Genomic DNA, 16,842 nt, shown 5'->3' on the forward strand with positions numbered 1-16,842 from the left:
CCCCCCGGGGGGGGGGGTGGGGGGGGGGGGGAAGCGCCGCAGGACTTTCACGAAGGTCCCGCCGTGCATCCCCCTCACCCCGACCCTCTCCCCGGGGGGGAGAGGGGGATTGAGAGACGCCGTTGCCAGAAGGGGCGGTCTTGCCAGCGGCGTTCCAGGCCGTACCACGCACGCAGATGGGCGCGGTAGGCGTCGCGGATCGGTGTCAGGCCGGCGGCGTAGCCAGACAGTGCGCCGGGATCGCCGAACAGATGACGGTGGGCGGCCTCCGCCGCGGCCAAGCCGGTGTAGAGCGCGTTGAAGATGCCCTGCGACGACAGCGGGTCGAAGCCCAGCGCGGCATCGCCGACCGCCAGCCAGCCTTCACCGGACGCGGGGGACAAGGTGCTGCTGTGGGCGGCGCAGAAACCGCCCCTCCCCTCTTCCTGCCCCTCCGGTTCGAAACCACAGGCGCGCAACGAGTCCGAAAGCACGGAGCAGCCGGACAGCCGGCGCAGCAGCGATGCCGTGTCGCGGGCATCCGCCGCGGCGGGCAGGTCGGCGTCGGTGTGGAAGGCGACGACCCGGCGGCCGGCGGGCAGTGGGGCGCTGTACCACCAGCCGTCCGGCTCCGCCTCGATCCAGGTCAGGCCGGACTGGCGGCCGGGGGCGTCCCGGCCATGGACCCAGCCGCAGACCAGCCGGTCCGACACCGCCCGGCGGGCACCGAAGCGCTTGGCGAGCGGTGAGCCGCGACCGCCGGCATCGACCAGCAGGCGGGCGTGGACGGGAAGGCGGCGGCTGGCGGTCTCCACCTCAAGCAGCCAGCCCTCCCCTGCCCTGTTCACCGACAGCAGCTGGGCCGGGATCTGCAGGACGGCGCCGCGTGAGGCCGCCACCCGGCGGAGCCAGCCGTCGAACCGGCCGCGGTCGAGGTGCCAGCCCGGCCCGTCAAGGTCGCGCAGATTGTCGGCCTCGACCGGCAGCGGCCCGCCCCAGACCGACCGGCCGCCATGGCAGGGGGAGTGGCCTTCGGCGAGGAAGGCGTCCCACAGCCCCATGTCGGTCAACAGGCGGCGCGCCGCCGGGGCCAGCGATTCACCGATGCGGACGGCGGGGCCGGCCCGCCGGTCCAGCACCAGCACCCGGTGCAGCGGCGCGAGGTTGAGGGCGAAGGCGGTCCCGGCGGGGCCTGCCCCGACCACGACCGCATCCACCCCAACCGCACGAGCCACGGCCTTGTCCGTCTCCGACCCGCCTGTTACGGGCGTACCGACCCGAATCACCGCAGCCCGCGCGGGAAGCGGCGGACCTTGTCGATCCGGCTGAGGTCGACCGGCTGGGTCGCCCGCAGCCCGCCACCGCCGCCCGACGGGGCCGGCGCCTTGCTGGACAGTGTGCGGTGGGCAGCCCGAACCGCCTTGGTATCGACGGTGTCGTCCACGTCGGGGATGGGGATGTGCTGGTCCTCCACCTCGATCAGCGGCGGGAACAGCTTGGCGCCTTCCGGATCGGTCGGGCCGGGATTGACCTCGACGACGCCGAGATGGTCGAAGTGATGGATCATGTTGTTGATCTGGTCGGTGTAGCTGGTGGTGCCCAGCGGCGCCACCCAGGCGGCGCGGTTGGCGAAGGCGGCCAGACGCACCTGGGCCGGCTGGGCGGCGTCCATCACGATGTCGTAGTTCTCGCGCGTCAGCACCTCGTTCGGCACGCGGGCCGGCCAGAAGGTGGGGACGTTGGGGTCGTAGCTGGCATCGTAGCCGGAGCGGCAGCTGCCGGTGTCGGTCTGCCACGGCACCGCCATCCAGCGGGTGATGCCGCCGGGAAGCTGTCCATAGAGCGGGCCGTTGGGAATGGTCACCGTGTCGCTGGACAGGATGGCGCCCAGCCCCGGCTCGACCCATCCCTTCGGCGCATGGGCGAAGCGGAACGGCTCCATATACAGGGTGGCGGCGCGGACCGGCCACGTCATCTCGCAGCCGGGATGGAAGGCGTCGGCGAGGCAGAAGTCGAGCGCCGCGCGGGTCAGCACATCGCCCTGCTCGTCCAGCGGGACCTGATCGAAGTCGGTATAGACCGGGACCTTGCCCCAATCATCGTCGAAATCGCCGGCGACCCACTGGTCGAGGAACTCAAGCTGCGTCTGCGTCAGGGAGGTGTATTGGCGCGGCGTCTCGGCCGGCGGGATGTTCATCGCGTCGCCATAGACCCAGGGCCAGGGCGTCGGCGACCAGCTGTCCACCGCGTCATGGCGGAAGGAGTTCTTCAGCACCCGCCGGGTTTCCTGGTTGGCGAGGCTGCGGTCGCTGAGCCGCGCGATCCACTCCGGCTTGGTGAAGTCGTTGGCGGAGTTCCAGCCGAACCCGGCGGCGAAACCGGCATTGACCCATTGCAGGCCGGTCATCCGCTCGAACACCGGGTAGATGTCGTGGGTGAAGGACGGGCGGGTGGGCTTCGGCAGGGTTCCGGCCTGGATCGCCACGTCGCGCATCAGGTCCCACATGGTGCGGACCGACTTGCGCTGCGGCCCGTAGTTCGGCGGGGCGACGACGATCCAGGCGGGGGTGACCGGCAGCTCCATGCCGTTCAGCTTGACCACCGCATCGACCGGGCCGTCGGAGGTGTCGTCGTGCCAGCCCTCGTTGTTGCCGAAGGTGATCGCCTTGGTGCCGTTGTAGGAGGCCGATTTGCCGCGCCCGCCGGTGACCAGCAGGCGATGGTCGCCCTTCTCGCACCACATGCGGCCGAGATAGACCGGGTCGCCCTGGTGCATGAATTTGCCGGCGACCAGTTCGTGGCTCTGGCGGCCATGGCCGGCGTGGATGGCATGCTCGCCGGCATCCAGCACCAGCGCCTGACGGTCGGCGACGGTCGGGTTGCGCAGCGTGGTCGGGTCGGCCGACGCCGCTTCCGGAATGTCGAGCGCCAGCTGGAAGCCGTACCAGGCCGACTTCTTGTTGGCGAGATGGACCTTCCAGGTGATGTCGGCACCGCTGTCGGTGGCGGTCAGCTCGCGGACGATCCGGCCCATGGCGTTGACCCCATAGATACGGAAGCGCGCCGCTTGCGGCAGAAGCCGGCCTTCGGCGTCACGGTAGGGATTCCGGGCCGGGTCGTCGCCGGCCATCAGCGGCTTCGGGTTCGGCACCTCGGGGCCGACGATATACCCCTCCGGCGCGTTGCCGATGCGGGCGATGCCGATGGGCGGGTAGATCACCGCCTTGACGATGCAGTCGTCCTTGGGCAGCGGCGGCGCCTGATCGCGGGGCTGCGTCGGCTGTTGCAGCGGCTGGCCGTTGGCCTGATGGCGGACATCGGCGCCGTGGTTGTAGACGACCTTGCGCACCGCGGCGATGCTGCCCTGCGGCGCCTGCTCCACCGGCGTGCGCCAAATGTTGAAGGCCAGCTCCTGACCATAGTCGCCCTGGCCGCGGGCGCAGACATCCTGCTTCGGCAGGACCAGCGTCGCCACCGGCTGGTAGGGGTACTGGTCGGTCGGCCATTCCTCCGTCGCCTTGTCCAGTGGGTAGCCGGCGCTCTTGGGCACCACCTGCACCATGAAGGTGAAGCGGTAGTCGTCCTCCAGCAGCCGGTTGGCGAGGTCGGTGGCGAGATAGTTCTTGTCGTCGGTCGGCACGTTGACCGCCGGGTGGCCGGGCGGCGGCGTTTCCGGCACCAGCGAGTATTTGGCGTAATGGTCGGGGCCGAAGGCGAAGGGCAGGATCGCCCAATATTGGGTGGTCAGCACGCTGCCGTCGACCTGGGCCGACATGGCGTCGAGGATGTCGTTGGTCTTCGGGTGCTTCTTGAGATAGCCGGGATAGTCCTTCAGGACCGTGCCGGCATAGGTGAACTCGCACATCTCCTCGGCGTTGTCGACGAAGAAGACCGGGTAGTTCTGCATGATGAAGTCGGCGACGTTGCCCGTCTCGCCCAGCGCGTTGACCCCATCGACGCCCCAGACCTTCAAGCCGATGCCGAGCGTCGAGCCCAGATCGGGCGAGGTCGGGCTGGTGTCGCTGGAGAAGCGCACCCAGGCCGGCAACTCATCCTTGGCGAAGACGCCGACGCGCAGCGCCTCCGGCCGGTTGGGATCCATCACCAGACGGCCATGGGCGGCCCCGTGCAGCTTGCGGAACACCGCGCGTTCCGCCGGCTTCTGGCCCAGCGCGATGCGCTTCATCTGGCCCATGGCGATGAACATCTCGTCCAGCCGCTGGGTGGCGTTGGTCGCGCAGTCGAAGCAGGGGGGACTCTTGTTGGGGTCGTTGGCCGTCATTCGCTCCGTCTCCTGTATCGTCCGGCGGCACTGCCGGGGCGGGGTGGGCACGTCAGTCGCGGGAGGTTGTGTTTGTTCGTTGATTTTCCCGCGCCTTGACTCGTGCTTACGCGAGCACTTTGCCGGTTTCCACCGAAAATAATCAGCATCGCGCACATTTTTCGCGAACGGGAGAGTTTATGGTGATGGGGTGCTGCAAGAGTTGAGATTTTTCGCCACTGTTCGTGTCGGTAATCCGGAGGTGCGGATGTGGGACGTCCCACAGTCGCCGCGTTACGCTGCTCCCCTGCCCGATTGATGTGTATGATGGACAATCCGTTCCGCAGAGGTCCGACCAGAATGAGCGACAACTTCTTCGACATCGCCGCCGCCCGCTTTCCCGCCGATGCCGACAGCAGCTTCATCGAGCTGGAGTCCGGTCGCCGCTACAGCTACCGCGACCTGATGGAGATCAGCGGCCGCTATGCCCGGCTGCTGGCGGAGCTGGGCGTCGCCAAGGGCGACCGCGTGGCGGTGCAGGTGGAAAAGTCGCCGGAGGCGGTCTTCCTCTATCTCGCCTGCCTGCGGGTCGGGGCCGCCTATCTGCCGCTGAACACCGCCTATACGAAGGCCGAGGTCGGCTATTTCCTGGGCGATGCCGAGCCGAAGGTCTTCGTCTGCACACCGGGCAACGAGGCGGCGCTGGCCGACACCGCGACGGGCGCGGGGGTGGGCACGCTGCTGACGCTGGGCACCGGCGGCGACGGCAGCTTGGCCGACCGGGCGGCCGGGCTGGATCCGGAGTTCGACACGGTGGCGTGCGCGGCGGACGATCTGGCGGCGATCCTCTACACCTCCGGCACCACCGGACGGTCGAAGGGGGCGATGATGAGCCACCGCAACCTGTCCTCCAACGCCGCCACCCTGCACCGCATCTGGGGCTTCCGGCCCGACGACGTGCTGCTGCACGCCCTGCCGATCTTCCACACCCATGGCCTGTTCGTCGCCACCAACTGCGTGCTGATGAACGGCACCGGCATGCTGTTCCTGCAGAAGTTCGATCCGGACGCCTTGTTCCGCCTTCTGCCGCGGGCCACCGTGATGATGGGCGTGCCGACCTTCTACACCCGCCTGCTGGCCGATCCGCGCCTGACGCGGGAGGCGGCAGCGCATATGCGGCTGTTCATTTCCGGCTCCGCCCCGCTGCTGGCCGACACTCACCGGGAATTCAGCGAGCGCACCGGCCACGCCATCCTGGAACGCTACGGCATGACGGAGACCGGCATGCTGACCTCCAACCCGCTGGACGGTGACCGCATCCCAGGCACCGTCGGCTTCCCGCTGCCCGAGGTGTCGGTGCGGGTCGCCGACGAGAAGACGGGGGAGCCGGTTGCGGAGGGCGGGATCGGCGTGCTGGAAGTGAAGGGGCCGAACGTGTTTTCCGGCTACTGGCGGATGCCGGAGAAGACGGCGCAGGAGATCCGCCCCGGCGGCTGGTTCATCACCGGCGATGTCGGCCGGATCGACGAGCGCGGCTATGTCCACATCATCGGCCGCGCCAAGGATCTGGTGATCTCCGGCGGCTTCAACGTCTACCCCAAGGAGGTGGAGACGGTGATCGACGGCATCGACGGCGTGGTGGAATCGGCGGTGATCGGCATCCCCCACCCGGATTTCGGCGAGGCGGTTATGGCGGTGGTGCTGCGCCGTCCGGGCGCCGCGGTCGATGAGGCGGCGGTGGTCGGCGCCTGCAAAGAGCAGCTGGCGAACTTCAAGGTGCCGAAGGCGGTGGCCTTCGTCGATGAGCTGCCGCGCAACGCCATGGGCAAGGTGCAGAAGAACCTGCTGCGGGAGGCGAACAAGGGACTGTTCGGGGCGTAAGGGGAAGTCCGGCCAGGGTCTCCAAGATATCGCTTGTCCGCCGTCGGCGGCGGGAGCAATGCTCGGCGCTTCCGCCGCGCCCTACCCCTTTCGAAGGGAGTGGCGCGGCTCCGGCTTTTTCCATGTGCGCCCGCGATGATGACCCTGTTCCGCCGTGCCGTCCTGCCGCTGGCGGCGACCCTGCTTGCCCTGCCCGTTTCGGCGATGGCCGGGCAGCGCAGCTATGCCGCCACCCATGGCGCCGCTCCCTTCGTGACGGAGCATCTGATCCCCGGATCCGACCTCGACCTCGATCAGGTCGACCGGACCCTGCCGCTGGCGCGGGTGGTGGCGCTGACCATCGACGACGGGCCGGATGCCAATGATCCGCGCATCCTCGACATCCTGCGGGCGCATGGGGCGAAGGCGACCTTCTTCTACATCGGCGCCAAGATCCCGGCGCATCACGACATCGCCAAGCAGGTGGCGGCCTCCGGCAACGAGGTCGGCAGCCACACCCAGACCCACCCGATGACCACCGACCTGAAGCCGGCGGAGCGCGAGTGGAACCTGGCGCAGGCGGAGAAGGCGCTGGCGTCGGTCGGGGTGACGGCGACGTGGTTCCGGCCGCCCTTCGGCGATGTGGACGACGCGCTGGCGGCGCTGGCGCGCCGGCATGGCATGGCGACGGTGCTGTGGACCGCCGACAGCCAGGACTGGAAGGACAGCGGTCCCGACATCATCCGCCACCGGGTGACCGAACGGCTGGCGCCGGGCGCTGTCGTGCTGATGCACAGCACCAAGGCGGCGACCGTCGCGGCGCTGCCGGCGATCCTGGAGGAGGGGGAGAGGCGGGGTCTGCGCTTCGTCACCATGAGCGAGTGGGACGCGGCGATGCGGCAATCGGTGACGCCGGAAATGGCGCTGCTGCACCCGGCGCCGCGGCGGCGCTGAGCGCCCGCGCCGGGGGTGGGGTAGGGCCGAGGGTAGGGATGCAAGGATGTCCCATCGGCGGGGGAGCCCGGCCGGTGTAGGATGGCGGCGAGCGGCGCCGGTATCGTCAGGCCGCTGTCGGGATTATCGCCATGCCAGTCGAGCCCTTCACCCTGATCCTCTCGCTGCTTCAGCAGATGTGCGTCTATCTGGTGATCGCCTATCTGCTGAGCCGCACGCCGCTGTTCCTGCCGCTGACCCATGTGACGGTGCGCTGGCCGCACAAGCTGGCCTGTTACGCGATCTTCTCGATCTTCTGCATCATGGGCACCTATTTCGGCCTGCACATCGACGACAGCATCGCCAACACCCGCGCCATCGGGGCGGTGCTGGGCGGCATCTTCGGCGGGCCGTCGGTGGGGCTGGCGGTCGGGCTGACCGGGGGCTTGCACCGCTATTCGCTGGGCGGCATGTCGGCGCTGGCCTGCGCCATCTCCACCATGGCGGAGGGGCTGATCGGCGGGCTGGTTCACCGACACATGGTGCGGCAGGGCCGGATCGAGCCGCTGTTCAACCCGCTGCGGGTCGGCGCCGTCACCTTCGTGGCGGAGGTGGTGCAGATGCTGATCATCCTGGCGGTGGCCCGGCCGTTCGAGGCGGCGATGCATCTGGTCGAGGTGGTGGCCGCCCCGATGATCGTCGCCAACACGCTGGGAGCGGCGCTGTTCATGCGCATCCTGCTGGAACGGCGCGTGCTGGACGAAAAGCAGTCCAGCGCCTTTTCCGCCAAGGCGCTGAAGATCGCCGCGCGTTGCGATGGCGTGCTGCGCGGTGGCTTCAACAGCGAGAACAGCACCCGCGTCGCCCGCATCATCTATGAGGAGACCGGCGTCGGCGCCGTCGCCATCACCGATCGGGAAAAGCTGCTGGCCTTCATCGGCATCGGCGACGACCACCATCTGCCCGGCACGCCGATCAGCTCGCCCCAGACCCATCAGGCCATCGCCAGCAATCAGGTTATCTATGCCGACGGCAACGAGGTTGCCTATCGCTGCTCGATCAGTCCGGGCTGCCGGCTGGGGGCGGCTCTGGTCATCCCGCTGGTGGGCGAGGAGGGCGGGGTGATCGGCACCATCAAGCTGTACGAGCCGCGCACCAAGATCTTCTCCACCATCAACCGCACGCTGGGGGAGGGCGTGGCGCGGCTGCTGTCCAACCAGATCCTGGCCGGGCGGTATGAGCAGCAGAAGGCGCTGCTGGCGCAGTCGGAGATCAAGCTGCTGCATGCGCAGGTGAACCCGCATTTCCTGTTCAACGCGCTGAACACCATTTCCGCCGTCATCCGCAACGATCCGGAACGGGCACGGCAGCTGGTGCAGAACCTGTCGACCTTCTTCCGCAAGAACCTGAAGCGCCCGAGCCAGATGGCGACGCTGGCCGACGAGGTCGAGCATGTCAGCGCCTATCTGCAGATCGAGCTGGCCCGCTTCACCGGCAGGCTGGCGGTGGAGATCGAGGTGCCGGACGATCTGCGCCACGCCCGGCTGCCGGCCTTCTCGCTCCAGCCGCTGGTGGAGAACGCGATCAAGCATGGCACGGCGCAGCTTCTGGGCGACGGGCGGGTGCGCATCGCGGCGCGGCGGGAGGGCGGCGACTTGCTGCTGTCGGTGGAGGACAATGCCGGGCTCTATGAGGCCAAGCCGGGCGGCGACGGGCTGGGGATGACCATCGTCGACCGCCGCATCCGCAACCGCTACGGTGAGGATTACGGCGTTTCGGTCGCCTGCGAGCCCGATGTCGCCACCCGCGTCACTTTGCGCCTGCCCCTGGAAGAAGAGACCGTGCCCGCATGACGGCCGCCATGAATGTCCTGATCGTCGATGACGAGCCGCTGGCGCGCGAGGAACTGCGCCGGATGCTGGAGGAGGCCGCCGACATCCGCATCGTCGGCGAATGCGCCAACGCCATCGAGGCGATCGGCGCCATCAACCGGCAGGCGCCCGACGTGGTCTTCCTCGACATCCAGATGCCGCGGGTCAGCGGGCTGGAGATGCTGAGCATGCTCGACCCTGAGCGGATGCCGCGCATCGTCTTCCTGACCGCCCATGACGAGTATGCCGTCCAGGCCTTCGAGGAACATGCCTTCGATTATCTGCTGAAACCGGCCGACCCGGCGCGGCTGGAGAAGACCCTGCAGCGGCTGCGCCGGCAGCGCGCCCCGCAGGAGGTCGGTGTGCTGCCGGGAGCGGCGGAGCTGCGCCATATCCCCTGCACCGGGGTCAACCGCATCACCCTGATGAAGCTGGCCGATGTCGAGTATGTCGTCTCCCGCCCCGCCGGCGTCTATGTGGTGGGGGAGGACGGGCAGGAGCGTTTCACCGAATTGACCCTGCACACCATCCAGGAAAAAAGCCCGCTGTTCCGCTGCCACCGCCAGCATCTGGTCAACCCGGACCGCATCCGGGAAATCCGCTTCGTCGATGGCGGGCTGGCGGAAATCCAGACCAGCGGCGGCCATGTGGTGCCGGTCAGCAGGCGCTTCCTGGGTGCGCTCAAGGAGCGGCTGGGGATGGGGTGAAGCCGGCGATCGCCCGCTCCACCGCCGCTTCGGCATGGATGGCGGTGGTGTCGAACAGGGGAACGGCGCTGTCCTCCGGCTTCACCAGCAGCATAATCTCGGTGCAGCCGAGGATGACCGCCTCCGCGCCGCGCTCCACCAGCCGGGCGATCACCTCGCGGTAGGCCTGGCGGGAAGCCGCCTCGACCCGGCCCTGGACCAGTTCCTCGTAGATGATGCGGTGCACGGTGGCGCGGTCGGCGTCGTCGGGGATTAGAACCTCCAGACCGTGCCGGTCGGCGAGACGGCCCTTGTAGAAGTCCTGTTCCATGGTGAAGGCGGTGCCGAGCAGCCCGACGCGGCGGTGGCCGGCGGCGCGGATGCGCTCCGCCGTGGGATCGGCGATGTGCAGCAGCGGGATGCTGACGGCGGCCTGCACCTCGGCCGCCATGCGGTGCATGGTGTTGGTGCAGATCAGCAGGAAGTCGGCGCCACCGCGCTCCAGCCGGCGGGCGGCGTCGATCATCAGGGTGGTGGCATCGGCCCAGCGGCCGGCATGCTGCAACGCCTCGACCTCCGCGAAGTCGAAGGACCACATCAGGCAGCGGGCCGAGCGCAGCCCGCCCAGCCGGTCGCGGACGCCCTCGTTGATGATGCGGTAATATTCGGCGGAGCTTTCCCAGCTCATGCCCCCGATCAGGCCGATCACCTTTTGCGACACCGGGCGGGTCTCCTGCCTTGGTGGATGGGACACTTGGAACGCCGTGAAACGCTTTCCGGCGCGTTGTTCACTGTTCAACGGGCGGCAACGGGCGGAGTCCGGCCGCCGACGCCTTCTTCCTACCATGGAACGGGCGCACGAGGTTACCGGTATGACCAAATCGCCACCGTCGCTGTTACCCCAGGGATGGGACGGTCCGGGACGGGAGGGCGGCGATGGCAAGCGTGCGGCGGGGGTGGGGGATCGTGGTCGATGCGGCCTATGGCTGGATGAACGACGATGCGATGAGCATGGCGGCGTCCATCGCCTTCTACACCATCTTCTCGCTGGCGCCGCTGGCGATCCTGGTGATCGCGCTGGCCGGGCTGGTGTTCGGCGACGAGGCGGCGCGCGGCGCGCTGATCGAGCAATTGACCGCGCTGGTCGGGCGCGACGCCGGGCAGACCCTGCAGGATCTGATCGCGCGGGCCGGCGCGCGGGAGACCGGGATCGTCGCCAGCGTCATCGGCATCGGTACCATCATCGTCGGCGCCACCACCGTCTTCGTCGAACTGCAGACCGCGCTGAATCGCATCTGGCGGGTGGCGGCGCCGCAGGAATCGACCATCACATGGCTGGTGCGGGTCCGGCTGAAGGCGCTGGCGCTGATCGGCGCCATCGGCTTCCTGCTGATCGTGTCGCTGGTGGTCAGCGCGGCGCTGGCGGCGGCCGGCCGCTGGGCCGCCGGCTATCTGCCGGCGATGCCGTCGCTGCTGTGGCTGCTCGACGTCGTCACGTCCTGGGTGGTGCTGACCGGGCTGTTCGCGATGATCTACCGCATCCTGCCCGACACCTACATCCGCTGGACCGACGTCTGGCTGGGGGCGGCGGCGAACGCCTTCCTGTTCGCGGTCGGCAAGTTCCTGATCGGCTTCTACATCGCCACCAGCGGTGTGGTGACGGTCTATGGCGCGGCGGGGTCCTTCGTGCTGATCCTGCTGTGGGTCTATTATTCGGCGGTGATCTTCCTGTTCGGAGCGGAACTGACCCGCGCCTATTCGGAGCGCAGCGGCAGCCGGGCACGGATGCCGGGACTGAACCCGGAGGCGGGGCCTGGGGTAGGCCCTGGGGTAGGGGAGGGGGCTACCGCCCGCAGCAGCCGCGTCCCAGAGTCATCAGGATCTGCCGCGCCTTGAAAGACCGTTCGTCGAGCGGCTCCTCCTCCGGGGTGAGGCGGGCCTGGGCTTCGCGGTAGCGGTCGTAGGAGTCGTCGTTGAACAGACGACGCAGATTGGCAAGGGCCTTGCGCAGGGGTGTGCGGGGGCAGGGAGTGTCCATCGGAGACCTCTGGCGGGAGCCGGCGTTGTGGGACGTCCCACGTTAGCGCCGTTGCGGCAGGCGTTGAGCCGGTTTCCGGCGAGCGGCGGTTTGGCCGTCTGAGCGGCGTAATCCGGAGCCTGAGCGGTTCGATGCCCGGCCCGTCACCGTGGTCCCGGCGCCTCTCCGACAAGCCAGTCGACGAAGCCGGCAACGAGGTTTCCGGCGTCGGCCTGACGTGGAACGAGAGCGACGTACCCGGTCCTGGGAACGCGAATATCGGGCAACGGCGTCATCAGCCGTCCGCCGGCGATGTCGATGTCGAGCATCGGCAACGGGCCGATCCCGATGCCAAGCCCATCCTCCACCGCCTGACGGGTGACGTAAAAGTGATCGAATATCTGGCGGGGATGCCCGGCAAGGTGCTGGAGTCCTGCCGCCTCAAGCCAGCCCGTCCAATCGCCGGCACGGGTCTCGCTTGCGAGAAGCGTGTGTCCCTCGATGTCGGCGGGCTTGCGGATCGGCCGTCGGGCGAACAGCGCCGGGCTCATGATCAGCGTGTCCACGTCATCCAGCACGGGGACGACGCGATGCTGAGGCCACACATGCTCCCGAGCGACACCGCGCCGGATCGCCACGTCGACGCCGCCGCGCAGTTCCTCAAGCACGGTCGAAACCGTCGTCACCGCCACTTCGACCTGCGGATGGTCGGCGTGGTAGCGGCTGAGCCGCGGGATCAGCCAGCGCATCGCGAAGCTGGTCGGGGCGCTGACCCGCAGGATGCGGCGCGCGTCGGGCCGGCCGCAGGCTTCCGCCGCGACGGCCAGCCGGTCGAAGGAAAGGCCGACCTCTGCCGCGAAGATCCTCGCCATCGGCGTCGCGACCATGCGGCGCCCGTCCCTCACGAAGAGCCTCTGTCCGAGCCAGCCTTCGAGCGCAGCGATCTGCCGGCTCACCGCGCCATGGGTGAGACCGAGTTCAGTCCCGGCCTCGGCATAGCTGCCGGTCCGGGCCGCGACCTCGAATATGCGCAGGGCGTTCAGGGGAGGAAGGCGGCGCATGGGCAGTCCTTAAGGGCGATCCGTGAGAAAAACGAACGCTATCCGTGAATCAAAGCATACTAGTCGCTGAAATTTCACACGTATACCCTGCCTTTCCATTCAGACCAGCCGGGCAATGCCTGTGGCGCCTCTGGGAAAGCCATTGAAGATGAATCCGAGACATTGGTGGACAGAGAAGAAGAAAAGCCTGACGGGCGCGTGCCTTGCCCATGCGTTGCATGATGGATACACCGACGCGCTCTATGTCTTCCTGCCGGTCTGGCAGGCGCAGTTCGGCCTTTCCTATGCGATGCTTGCCATCATCCGCGCCCTTTACTCCGCAACTATGGGGGGACTGCAAATCCCGGCCGACCGGGCTCTTCGCGGCCTGTCGCCGCGGGCGGCGCTGATCCTGTCGACAATACTCGCGGCGACGGGCTTGCTGATCATGGCGTTGCCGTTCGGCTTGCCGGGGCTGTGCGTCGGCCTCGTCGTCGCCGGCATCGGATCGAGCATCCAGCACCCCTGCGGTTCGATGCTCGTCACCGTCAGTTACGGTTCGGCATCACGGCATCCGCTCGGCATTTACAATTTTTCAGGCGACCTCGGGAAAGCGGCGTTGCCGGCGCTCGTCGCGGTGCTGCTGCCGACGTTCGGCTGGCAACCGGTGTTGGGGCTGATGGCGGTGATCGGCATCGCCCTGTCGCTCGCCCTGCTGCCGCTGGCGCCGGCGGTTCCCATCGTGAGGGCCGCAAAGACCGGGACCACGGCGGGTCGCGGCCGCGGCGGCTTCGGCATACTGACGGTGATCGGTGCGCTCGATACGGCGACCCGCATGGGCTATCTGCTGTTTCTGCCCTTCCTTATCCAGGGCCAGGGCGGGGACTCGGCGACCGTCGGATTGGCGCTGGCCCTGCTGTTCATCGGCGGCGCGCTGGGAAAGGCGACCTGCGGCCTGCTCGGGGAGCGGCTGGGGGTCGTCGGCAGCGTCATGGTGACCGAAGCCGCCACGGCCGTGCTGATCGCGGCGACGCTGCTCACCTCGCTGACGCCGACGCTCGTCCTGCTGCCGCTGCTCGGCATCGTGCTCAACGGCACCTCTTCGGTGCTCTACGGCACCGTGCCGGAGCTTTCCAACGGCGATACCGGCCGGGCCTTCGCGGTCTTCTACACCAGCGTCATCGGGTCCGGCGGTCTGGCCCCGATCCTCTACGGCGCAATCGCCGATCACAGCAGCCAGACGACCGGCGTGCTGGCCTCGGCGGCGACCGCCGCCCTGATCGTTCCGCTTGTCCTGATGCTGAGGCCCCATCTGGGCGCCGCCGCCGCGGAGCCGCATGGGAAGCCCGGCCTGCCGCGCTCCGCGTGACCGTTCCACCGCCATATGGAGATCGTCTCAATGACCACCGTCTCTGAAACGCCGTTGATTCTGATAACGGGTGGCGGGCGTGGCGTCGGCGCCGCGACCGCAAGGCTTGCCGCCGTCCAGGGCTATGATGTCGCGATCAGCTTCGTCTCCGATGAGACCGCCGCCCGTGCCGTGGTGGCGGATGTCGAAGCCCTGGGTCGCCGGGCGTTGGCGGTGCGCGCCGACAGCGCGGATCCGGCGCAGGTCGCCGCGCTGTTCGCCGCGATCGACCGGGAGTTCGGCCGGATCGACGTGCTGGTCAACAACGCCGCGGTGCTCGCGCGCCAGTGCCGGGCCGAGGATCTCGGCTTCGAGCGGCTGCAGCGCATCTTCGCGGTCAACGCAATCGGCCCGATCCTCTGCGCGCAGCAGGCGGCGAAGCGCATGTCGCATCGCCACAGCGGGCGGGGCGGCGTCGTGATCAACATCTCGTCTGCATCGGCCCGGCTCGGCAGCCCGAACGAGTATGTCGACTATGCCGCCTCCAAGGGCGCGCTGGAGACCTTTACCATCGGCTTCGCCAAGGAGGTCGCGCGGGACGGCATCCGCGTCAACTGCATCCGCCCCGGCCACATCTACACCGACATGCATGCGAGCGGCGGGGAGCCGGGACGGGTGGACCGTGTCAAGGAGTCGATCCCCATGGGAAGAGGCGGCCAGCCCGAGGAGGTTGCGCGGGCGATCCTGTGGTTGGCGAGCGCCGAGGCTTCCTTCATCACCGGCACGTTCCTCGATGTCACTGGCGGCAAGTGAGCGGCGGGTAGGGGGCTTGAGCGCCGCCGCTCGCCCCCTGCCGGCTACCGCTTAGCACGTCCCGGCTGCCGCTCGCGGCATTCCACCACACGGGGCTCCGCGGCGGGCGTACACCGGCGGCATATCCTTTTCAGGAGAGCCGTCATGGATCACGCCCTAACCTTTGTGATCGCGACACTCTGCATTCTTGCGCTCTGCTACCGCTTCTACGGCGTGTTCTTCGTGCGCAAGGTTCTCCGTGCCGACGATTCGGAAGTCACCCCGTCCCACATGCTGGCGGACGGCCGTAACTATGTGCCCACCAAGAAGTGGGTGAATGCCGGGCAGCATTTCGCCGCCATCGCCGCCGCCGGCCCGCTGGTCGGTCCGGTTCTGGCCGCCCAGTTCGGCTATCTGCCGAGCTTCCTGTGGCTGTTGATCGGCTGCGTGATCGGTGGCGCGGTGCACGACACCGTCGTGCTGTTCGCCTCGATGAAGCACAAGGGACAGTCGCTGTCCGAGGTCGCCAAGGCCGAGCTTGGCCCGGTGGCCGGCTGGTGCACCGGTCTGGCGATGCTGTTCATCATCACCATCACCATGGCCGGCCTGTCGATGGTCGTCGTCCATGCGCTGGAACGCAACGCCTGGGGCGCCTTCGCGGTGTTCATGACGATCCCGATCGCCATCGCGCTGGGCCTCTACGAGAAGATCACCGGCTCGTCCAAGGGCGCCACCCAGGTCGGCATCGCCGCCATCGCCGCGTCCGTCTTCGCCGGCCCCTACATCCAGGGCACGCTGCTGGGCGAATGGCTGACGCTGCATGCCGAAACGGTCGCCGTCATCCTGCCAATCTACGCCTTCTTCGCCACGGCGCTGCCGGTGTGGCTGCTGCTGACCCCGCGTGGCTACCTGTCCAGCTTCATGAAGGTCGGCGTGTTCGGCGCGCTAGTCGTCGGCGTCGTCTTCATCAACCCGGAAATCCGCTTCCCCGCCCTGACCGACTTCATCCATGGCGGCGGCCCGGTGCTGAACGGCCCGGTCTGGCCCTTCATCTCGATCACCATCGCCTGCGGCGCCATCTCCGGCTTCCATGCCTTCATCGGGTCGGGCACCACGCCCAAGCTGATCGACAAGTGGAGCGACATCCGTCCGGTGGCCTTCGGCGGCATGCTGGCGGAATGCCTGGTCGGCGTCATGGCGCTGATCGCCGCGACCTCGCTGCATCCGGCCGATTACTTCGCCATCAACTCCGCGCCGGCCGCCTTCAAGGCCCTGGGCATGGATGTCGTCGACCTGCCGCGGCTGAGCAATGAGATCGGTCTCGACCTCTATGGCCGGACCGGCGGTGCGGTGACCCTGGCGGTCGGCATGACCGAGATCTTCACCCGCGTGCCGTGGTTCAACAGCCTCGCCTCCTACTTCTTCCAGTTCGTCGTGATGTTCGAGGCGGTGTTCATCCTGACCGCCGTGGACAGCGGCACCCGCGTCGCCCGTTACCTGATCCAGGACCTGCTTGGCGACATCTATGCCCCGATGAAGCGGCTGGACTGGGTTCCCGGTTCGATCATCGCCAGCGTCATCGCCTGCGTGGCCTGGGGGTATCTGCTGACGTCGGGCGACATCAACTCGGTCTGGGCCCTGTTCGGCGTGTCGAACCAGCTGATGGCCTCGGTCGGCCTCATCATCGGCGCCACCATCATCCTGCGGCTGGCCCAGAAGCGGATCTACATGCTGACCTGCCTGGTCCCGCTGGCCTACCTGTTCGTGACGGTGAACGTCGCCGGCTACTGGATGATCGCCAACGTCTATCTGAACAAGGCCGCCAAGGGCTACAACCCCTTCAACGCCGGCATTTCGATCATCATGCTGGTGTTGGGCTTCATCATCCTGATCGCCGCCTTCCGCAAGTGGAAGGAACTGCTGCAGGCCCGCGCCATCGAGGTTCCGATGGTCGCCACTCCGGCCGAATGACGGTTCCAGTGTCGTAAATAGCGAACGGGTCCTGTGGAGTGTTCCACAGGACCCGTTCGCTTTTGTCCGTTCGGAGAGGGGAGG

At 68.1% G+C, this 16,842-nt stretch carries 13 protein-coding genes; 8 read left to right on the top strand and 5 right to left on the bottom strand.

Annotation, left to right across the window (positions count from 1 at the left end):
• Window positions 1-74: 74 nt before the first annotated feature.
• Together TSH20_RS24770 and TSH20_RS24775 are read right to left on the bottom strand one after the other, a co-directional pair.
• On the bottom strand, window positions 75-1,214 hold the full coding sequence (locus TSH20_RS24770) for a tryptophan 7-halogenase (RefSeq protein WP_109156345.1): 1,140 nt from the start codon (window positions 1,212-1,214) through the stop codon (window positions 75-77).
• Window positions 1,215-1,261: 47 nt separating this feature from the next.
• On the bottom strand, window positions 1,262-4,261 hold the full coding sequence (locus TSH20_RS24775) for a LodA/GoxA family CTQ-dependent oxidase (protein ID WP_109156346.1): 3,000 nt from the start codon (window positions 4,259-4,261) through the stop codon (window positions 1,262-1,264).
• Between the two features lie 339 nt (window positions 4,262-4,600).
• On the opposite strand from TSH20_RS24775, the gene TSH20_RS24780 reads away from it, so the two are divergent.
• The 4 genes from TSH20_RS24780 (at window position 4,601) to btsR (ending at window position 9,611) form a co-directional block, all read left to right on the top strand.
• Complete coding sequence (locus TSH20_RS24780; protein WP_109156347.1) at window positions 4,601-6,121, top strand: malonyl-CoA synthase; 1,521 nt, start codon at window positions 4,601-4,603, stop codon at window positions 6,119-6,121.
• Between the two features lie 135 nt (window positions 6,122-6,256).
• Window positions 6,257-7,054, top strand: coding sequence for a polysaccharide deacetylase family protein (locus tag TSH20_RS36200; protein ID WP_109156348.1), 798 nt, complete (start codon window positions 6,257-6,259; stop codon window positions 7,052-7,054).
• Window positions 7,055-7,185: 131 nt separating this feature from the next.
• Window positions 7,186-8,886: a sensor histidine kinase gene (locus tag TSH20_RS24790; protein WP_109156349.1), complete on the top strand. Its 1,701-nt coding sequence runs from the start codon at window positions 7,186-7,188 to the stop codon at window positions 8,884-8,886.
• Window positions 8,887-8,894: 8 nt separating this feature from the next.
• On the top strand, window positions 8,895-9,611 hold the full coding sequence (gene btsR, locus TSH20_RS24795; protein ID WP_109156368.1) for a two-component system response regulator BtsR: 717 nt from the start codon (window positions 8,895-8,897) through the stop codon (window positions 9,609-9,611).
• Here the strand turns inward: btsR and TSH20_RS24800 are convergent.
• Window positions 9,586-10,311: an aspartate/glutamate racemase family protein gene (locus TSH20_RS24800; RefSeq protein WP_247871341.1), complete on the bottom strand. Its 726-nt coding sequence runs from the start codon at window positions 10,309-10,311 to the stop codon at window positions 9,586-9,588. The genes btsR and TSH20_RS24800 overlap by 26 nt on opposite strands.
• Window positions 10,312-10,526: 215 nt before the next feature.
• On the opposite strand from TSH20_RS24800, the gene TSH20_RS24805 reads away from it, so the two are divergent.
• The gene (locus TSH20_RS24805) at window positions 10,527-11,486 is read left to right on the top strand and encodes a YihY/virulence factor BrkB family protein (protein WP_109156351.1); all 960 of its coding nucleotides are present in this window, start codon (window positions 10,527-10,529) and stop codon (window positions 11,484-11,486) included.
• Here TSH20_RS24805 and TSH20_RS24810 read toward each other — a convergent pair.
• Complete coding sequence (locus TSH20_RS24810) at window positions 11,434-11,628, bottom strand: hypothetical protein (RefSeq protein WP_109156352.1); 195 nt, start codon at window positions 11,626-11,628, stop codon at window positions 11,434-11,436. The two genes, TSH20_RS24805 and TSH20_RS24810, sit on opposite strands and share 53 nt — an antisense overlap.
• A 143-nt stretch (window positions 11,629-11,771) precedes the next feature.
• Window positions 11,772-12,668, bottom strand: coding sequence for a LysR substrate-binding domain-containing protein (locus TSH20_RS24815; RefSeq protein WP_109156353.1), 897 nt, complete (start codon window positions 12,666-12,668; stop codon window positions 11,772-11,774).
• A 148-nt stretch (window positions 12,669-12,816) separates the two neighbouring features.
• Between TSH20_RS24815 and TSH20_RS24820 the strand changes: the two genes are divergently transcribed.
• The 3 genes from TSH20_RS24820 to TSH20_RS24830 all read left to right on the top strand — a co-directional run bounded on the left by TSH20_RS24820 (window position 12,817) and on the right by TSH20_RS24830 (window position 16,758).
• Window positions 12,817-14,016, top strand: a complete 1,200-nt coding sequence (locus TSH20_RS24820; RefSeq protein WP_199231983.1) for an MFS transporter — start codon at window positions 12,817-12,819, stop codon at window positions 14,014-14,016.
• Between the two features lie 30 nt (window positions 14,017-14,046).
• Window positions 14,047-14,808, top strand: coding sequence for an SDR family oxidoreductase (locus TSH20_RS24825; RefSeq protein WP_109156355.1), 762 nt, complete (start codon window positions 14,047-14,049; stop codon window positions 14,806-14,808).
• Window positions 14,809-14,952: 144 nt separating this feature from the next.
• Window positions 14,953-16,758 carry a carbon starvation protein A gene (locus TSH20_RS24830; RefSeq protein ID WP_109156356.1) on the top strand — a complete coding sequence of 602 codons (1,806 nt, stop codon included), beginning with the start codon at window positions 14,953-14,955 and terminating at the stop codon, window positions 16,756-16,758.
• The last annotated feature ends 84 nt before the right edge of the window (window positions 16,759-16,842 follow it).

Origin of the sequence: Azospirillum sp. TSH20, from assembly GCF_003115935.1 — a bacterium.
Taxonomy (GTDB): Bacteria; Pseudomonadota; Alphaproteobacteria; order Azospirillales; family Azospirillaceae; genus Azospirillum.

Coding starts and splice junctions, on each gene's coding strand:
- TSH20_RS24775 (WP_109156346.1), bottom strand. CDS start 4,261: ATGACGGCCAACGACCCCAACAAGAGTCCCCCCTGCTTCGACTGCGCG.
- TSH20_RS24780 (WP_109156347.1), top strand. CDS start 4,601: ATGAGCGACAACTTCTTCGACATCGCCGCCGCCCGCTTTCCCGCCGAT.
- TSH20_RS36200 (WP_109156348.1), top strand. CDS start 6,257: ATGATGACCCTGTTCCGCCGTGCCGTCCTGCCGCTGGCGGCGACCCTG.
- TSH20_RS24790 (WP_109156349.1), top strand. CDS start 7,186: ATGCCAGTCGAGCCCTTCACCCTGATCCTCTCGCTGCTTCAGCAGATG.
- btsR (WP_109156368.1), top strand. CDS start 8,895: ATGAATGTCCTGATCGTCGATGACGAGCCGCTGGCGCGCGAGGAACTG.
- TSH20_RS24805 (WP_109156351.1), top strand. CDS start 10,527: ATGGCAAGCGTGCGGCGGGGGTGGGGGATCGTGGTCGATGCGGCCTAT.
- TSH20_RS24810 (WP_109156352.1), bottom strand. CDS start 11,628: ATGGACACTCCCTGCCCCCGCACACCCCTGCGCAAGGCCCTTGCCAAT.
- TSH20_RS24815 (WP_109156353.1), bottom strand. CDS start 12,668: ATGCGCCGCCTTCCTCCCCTGAACGCCCTGCGCATATTCGAGGTCGCG.
- TSH20_RS24820 (WP_199231983.1), top strand. CDS start 12,817: ATGAATCCGAGACATTGGTGGACAGAGAAGAAGAAAAGCCTGACGGGC.
- TSH20_RS24825 (WP_109156355.1), top strand. CDS start 14,047: ATGACCACCGTCTCTGAAACGCCGTTGATTCTGATAACGGGTGGCGGG.
- TSH20_RS24830 (WP_109156356.1), top strand. CDS start 14,953: ATGGATCACGCCCTAACCTTTGTGATCGCGACACTCTGCATTCTTGCG.